The organism is Xylophilus ampelinus (assembly GCF_003217575.1).
Lineage (GTDB): Bacteria > Pseudomonadota > Gammaproteobacteria > Burkholderiales > Burkholderiaceae_C > Xylophilus > Xylophilus ampelinus.
In genome coordinates this window covers 1-5,192 of record NZ_QJTC01000044.1, presented here as the reverse complement: position 1 = coordinate 5,192, position 5,192 = coordinate 1, and the positions used below count along the sequence as shown (strand labels likewise).

The 5,192-nt window shown below is 55.0% G+C and carries 2 protein-coding genes and 1 pseudogene; all 3 read left to right on the top strand.

Annotated features, from left to right (window positions below; translation table 11 throughout):
• Positions 1–122 (top strand): annotated as a pseudogene (locus DFQ15_RS16610) (IS5/IS1182 family transposase); the annotation flags it as partial.
• A 242-nt stretch (positions 123–364) separates the two neighbouring features.
• On the top strand, positions 365–2,947 hold the full coding sequence (locus DFQ15_RS17240; protein WP_146228783.1) for a DUF6531 domain-containing protein: 2,583 nt from the start codon (positions 365–367) through the stop codon (positions 2,945–2,947).
• Entirely contained in the window at positions 2,857–4,752 is a 1,896-nt protein-coding gene (locus DFQ15_RS16600) for an RHS repeat-associated core domain-containing protein (protein ID WP_158529093.1), read from the top strand. The genes DFQ15_RS17240 and DFQ15_RS16600 overlap by 91 nt, the downstream gene beginning before the upstream one ends.
• Positions 4,753–5,192: the final 440 nt, after the last annotated feature.

Here is a 5,192-nt window from a genome sequence, read left to right as displayed (position 1 = left end):
TGGCGACCGTCAACGATCTGCTGAGCCACAAGGGCCTGCTGCTGCGCGCGGGCACCGTCGTGGATGCCACCCTCATCGCCGCGCCGAGTTCGACCAAGAACCAGGACACAAAGACATCTCCTTGGCCCATGAGCAAAATAAATCCGGGCAAATAATTTCATTCAGATATATCTGGTTCTATTGGATCCAGCACCGCGTCTCGACGCGTAGCTACTAGGCACGCTATGAAACGAAGAATTGCCGAGTCATGATTACGAATCTAAAAATTAAAATAGCAAACCATAAAAATTTGCAATTCAATCAAACCAATTCAGATTGTTTAGATAATTTTTAAATTTAATCTTCGAAGAAAGTGCACCATCAAATGAAAAACAAGGTCATTATTACACTGACATTTCTAGGTGCTGGCTCAGCAAGCGCCTATGACAACAGCGTACTTGGTTTCTGGACGGGAAATCATTACAACGATAAGGCCTTCTTCACAAAAAACCCTCAAGATGTCTGTTCAACTGTAGATCCCAGGCTTACTTACAGGGTAATAAATGGCGCCAATGTGTGCGGTGACGCAGAAGACCCTAATGCCTACGGTTTTGACTTCGGTTTTATATGTGCACTGCCTGTTCTCCCGCCAGAATCAGGATGGGTACGGGAGCCATGGGGTATCGATAAAGTGGATAATCTAGGTGTTAGGGAATTCAACGCTACATTGCATCCGCACGACCACGCTGCCGGACCCCATACATGCGACCCCACTCAACCGGTTGATCCAAGCCAATATAATATAGTCAGAGATATGGATACGGGCTATTTCCGGGAAGATTACATTCCTCCCCCGCCACCGCCTCCCCCGCCCCGCCCCCCTCCGCCGCCACCGCCGCCACCGCCGCCGCCGCCGCCTCCTCCTCCGCAGCCGGAGGAGTCAGATAACTATTCACCTCCCCATATCTTGTCATGCGCACCCGATGGCCTGACTGTCGGCGATCCTGTCATACCTTCAACCGGAGAGAATTTTGAAGTCGTCAAAGACTATATCCAATACAGTCAAAATCCGATCAATTTCTTCAGAATATACCGCAGCAACTGGGGCTTAAGCTCGAACAGGTTTAATTACGGTTTTGGTTTGCAATGGAGCCATAACCATGCAATAACGGCCGCCGTGTCGGATGTGTCGGCCCAAGTTAGTTTTGGCGACGGAACCATCAAATCCTTCACAAAGACAGGTTCTGGGGCGACATCTACCTGGACGCCAACCAACGGCGGCGCTGACGGATTCCAAGGGTCCTCGGATGGCTGGATTCTTTCCGATGCCAACGACGACTCCACGTATTATTTTGATAAATCAGGCAGGCTTACATCCCAGAAACAGCGCAACGGTTGGACGCTGAGCTATGCTTATACCAATACTTATTTAACCTCTATCACGAATAATTTCGGCCAAACCCTTGTGATAGAGCGCGATGGCGACTTGATCAAAAGCGTCACCACGCCAGTGGATACACATATCAGTTATAAATTTGACAGATGGGTCAACAACGCGCCTATGCTCACCAGCGCCACAGGACAAACGGGGTATACGCAGTCCTACACGTACGAAGATACGAGATTTCCCATGCTGCTCACCGGCATCACCGACGGCGCAGGAAACCGGTACGCCAGCTTCAAATATGACTCAAGTGGCAAAGCGATATCGGCGGAACGTCCTGACGGGGTAGAAGGGACCTATTTAAACTACCCAGCGCCAGGCTCGGACGAGACGCTGACGACGGTGCAGGATGCGCTCGGTACCGTGCGAAAATTCTCTTTTTCCACCAAGAATGGCGCATTGCTCGTACAACGCAGTTCTCTACCGCCCGCCGACTCGAACGATAGCATTGCGTTGAGAACGCAAGACAATGCGGGCCTGTTGGCTTCCGAGTTCGATTTTATGGGCAGACAGACCACCTATGAATGGGATCCCAATCGTAGACTGGTGACTGCCGTGAATTTGGCAATCAACACCGCGGAAGGCAAAAAAGTCACGACCCGGTGGCACCCTCAGTTCAGACTGCCTACCAAAATAGTGGATGGCGGTCGCACCACAGAATATACCTACGATGCATCGGGAAACTTGCTTGTAGAGAAAGTGACTGACAATACAGCGTCCGGAAACGGTCAGACGACGATCAGAAAGTGGCTATACAGGAGCAATGGTCTGGTATCTGCAGCTACCACACCGAATGGTGGAACTACGAGCTTTGCTTATTGGGATTCATCTTCTGATATCGAAAAAATAGTGGACCCCCTTGGCAGAACCACTCAGCTATTTTTCGACGGGGACTTTCCATATGGTAAAATCGCCGCAAACGGGTTGTATGTTGGCTATACACGCCAGCAAGACAGCCAGCTTACGTCCATTGACTACAGAGCAGCCCAATACTCCGATCCACTTCTGAAGTTTGGATGGGTTTATAATAAAATTGATAAACTTTCTTATTATAACGCGCCGACAGGAAAAGTTTATACATACGGCTACGACGCTGCGCAGCGCTTGACCTCTATCAGCGACAATTGGGGCAATACCACCACCTACACCCTGGATAAGATAGGCAATATAACCAGCGAAATCATCAAAGATAGCGACAATCAAGTCGTTTGGGAAGCGTATAACACAATCAATGGCTTGAACAGGTTGGTCCAACGGACGGTGGGTAATGCACAAAAAGTAGTTTTTAGCTACGATGCGAATGGTGACCTGGTAGGCAAGAAGAATGCCCTGGGAGAACATTACAATTATGATCTTGACGGTCTGCGTCGCGCAAAAAGGTCACCAACCCCCAGAGCAAATTTGCGACCTACAGTTATGATGGATTGGGCACAGTGGCGGAAATTTCCGATTTTATTGGCACCAAAACATCCTATACCTCCAATGCGCAAGCCAATCCCGTCCAAGAATCGAGCCCCGATATAGGGCTGATCAAAACAAGCTACGGCGCGTCGGGACTGGCCGAAACCATTTCGGATGCGCTGAATAGAAAGACGACCATCGCCCGGGACCTCACAGGACGCCCGACCAAAATTACCTACCAGGACAATTCTGCGAGCGTCCTCAACTATGATTTGCTGGGAAGCAATTTTGCGGACCCGGCGACACCCCGCGCAGGCATCGGATATCTCAGTGAGGTGAAGGATCCCGGTGTGACAACCCGGTACCGCCGCGATTTGCTCGGACGGGTCACGCAAAAGCAGCAGATCTTGACCACCGGAGAAACCCGCGTTGTCGCTTATTCCTATGTGACAGCGGGGGGTGGCGCGGGCAATATCGCCAGCATCACCTACCCCTCCGGTAGCGTTCTGGGCTACACCTACGACAGCGTGGGGCGTCTGACGGACCTGGTGTTGAACGGCAAGCCGTTGATCAGCAATCTCAAATGGAACCCCCTGGGTCAACCGATCGGTTGGCAGTGGCCTTTCGTCAGCGTCTCCGGTGGCTACAGCTCTACGCGCACGTACGATACCGCAGCGCAACTGGTGCAGAGCGAATTGGGCAGCTACACCTGGAATGCAGCGGGCCGCATATCCGGCTTGACGCAAAACATCATGGTGCCCAATGCGGTGGGCAACGGGGTGGTTCCGCTGGCGCTGTCGACCGCCTACACCTACGACGCCCTGGGGCGCATGACGGCGGTCGCCCATGTCCCCACCGTCAAGCCGACTTTGCCCTCGGGCGTGGGCCTTTCGGCCATCACCGGGCCGGACCAGGTGGGCATGGCCTACGATGCCAATGGCAACCGCCAGAGTATCGTCAACCAGCAGACCGAGGCGGGCGGGCGGATCACCACGCATCAGCGTGTCTACGCGCAGGGGATCGGGAACAACCGCCTGTTGGGCTACACCCAGACGCAGAGTGTTGCCGGTGGCGCCGATACGACGACCCAGACCGCCTACAGCTATGACGCCACGGGCGCGATTACGCAGGCCGGTGCGGATTTCTACGGCTACGGGGCCAACGGCCGCCTGCAGTCCGTGAAGCACGGTACCGTGGGCAACGCATCTGCCACCTATGTGTACAACGCGCTGGGCCAGCGGGTGCTGAAGAAGAACACGCTCGGCAGTCCCGCGGTGACGACGCAGACGGTGTATGCGGACGGGCCGTACGACGCAAGCACCGTGCTGGGGACCTACGGCACGCCGGCCACCGGCAAGCCTACGCAAACCGAGGTGGTCTATCTGCCGACGGCCAGCGGCCCGATGCCGATCGCGGCGTCGATCGACGGGCGGCTCTATGCCATCCACAGCGACCATCTGAATACGCCCCGGCGGCTGACGCAGGCCGACGGCAAGGTGGCCTGGCAGTGGGTGACGACCGCCTTCGGGGAGGTGCCTCCCAGCACCGGGGCCACCGGCTTCGTGCTGGAGACGTCTTCGGCGCCCAAGGGCGCGGCGACGACCATCCCGGTCAAGTTCGATCTGCGCTTTCCCGGCCAGGTGGCCGACGAGGAGTCGGGGCTGTTCTACAACTTCCGGCGCAGCTATGACCCGGCGACGGGGCGGTATACGCAGAATGATCCGATCGGGATGGTGGGGGGGGTGGAATCGGTATGGGTACGCATTCCAGAATCCGCTGACGTTCACGGACCCGTCTGGTCTGGACGTGTCTCTATGCAGCCAGCCGGCGTTCGGTATACCTTGGAATCCGATCGATCACCATTGGCTCAAGACAGACACCATCGAGGCAGGCATGGGTGGTACGCGCGGAAACGTTCCTGGCAATGAGAGTGGTGATATGCCCGGTGATCCGGTGCAGGTTGTCAACCATGCTGGCAGGAGTACACAACCTGGAAGCTCGTGCAGGAAGATCGATAACGTTGACGAGCAGAAAGTCAATGAAGCGTTGCGTATCACGCGGTCTTTAGGCCGGTGGGGGCCAACTAACCAGTGCCAGTCATTCGCGCGTCAAACCCTCCTGGATGCAGGATGGAAACCCGAGCCGCCTCCACACATCTCCAACCCTCTGCCCGCGTTTGGGTTCTGACATGGAAGCAATCAATCGAACACTAGTGTGGTGTCTCAAAAATAAGCCGAACTAAGTTTGTGGGCAGCCCGAGCGACCTTTGCGCCGATCGTATCGGCGCTCTTGTGCCAGATGAAAGGTTTCGGGTCGGCGTTATGTCGGTCGATGTATTGCCGGATGGAGCGCTCCAGATCGGCCACGC

Bases quoted from the DNA above. Each gene is read 5' to 3' on its own strand.
- DFQ15_RS17240 (WP_146228783.1), top strand. From the start codon at position 365: ATGAAAAACAAGGTCATTATTACACTGACATTTCTAGGTGCTGGCTCA.